At 51.5% G+C, this 721-nt stretch carries 1 protein-coding gene and 1 riboswitch; the gene reads left to right on the forward strand.

The window, feature by feature from the left end; translation table 11 throughout:
• A riboswitch (SAM riboswitch) is annotated at positions 1–84 on the forward strand.
• Positions 85–179: 95 nt separating this feature from the next.
• The coding region (locus tag B2899_RS14895) for a homocysteine S-methyltransferase family protein (RefSeq protein ID WP_286886830.1) at positions 180–721 on the forward strand (542 nt) is incomplete at its 3' end.

The raw sequence follows: 721 nt of genomic DNA on the forward strand, positions 1-721 counted from the left end.
AGGCTGAGGGACTGGCCCAATGACGCCCGGCAACCGGTATGTAGAATACACGGTGCCAATTCCAGCAGGATTTATTTCCTGAAAGATAAGGGTACGTGTGCTTTGACGGACATCAGAGACCTTCCTTCTTTCGGGAGGTCTTTTTTATTTTACTTTGCACGGAAGAGAGGGCGATTGCCATGAGTGAAACAGCGGTGAAAAAGCTGTCGATAGAGCACCAATTGACAAACAAAATTTTGATTATTGACGGGGCGATGGGTACCATGCTCCAGCAGGCAAATCTCGGTCCGGAAGACTTCGGCGGTGAAGAGTATGAAGGTTGTAACGAAATGCTGAACCTTACCCGCCCGGATGTAATTCGCGGTATTCATGAGACGTATCTGGAGGCGGGAGCGGACATTGTCGAGACCAATACATTTGGTGCAACGTCCATTGTCCTGGCCGAATATAATCTACAGAACCGCGCGCGGGAGATTAATCTGGCTGCGGCACGACTGGCACGCGAAGCGGTAGAGAAATATTCGACTCCCGAATGGCCCAGATATGCCGCCGGCTCTATCGGCCCGACGACTAAAACGCTGTCCGTTACCGGTGGTGTTACATTTGAGGAATTGGTCGACGCCTATTACGAGCAGGCTTTGGCATTGATTGAAGGCGGGGTTGATGTACTGCTGCTGGAGACAGTACAGGATACGCTTAACGTAAAAGCGGGCGGCATCGG

Source organism: Aneurinibacillus sp. UBA3580, assembly GCF_002375825.1.
GTDB classification, from domain to species: Bacteria; Bacillota; Bacilli; order Aneurinibacillales; family Aneurinibacillaceae; genus Aneurinibacillus; species Aneurinibacillus danicus.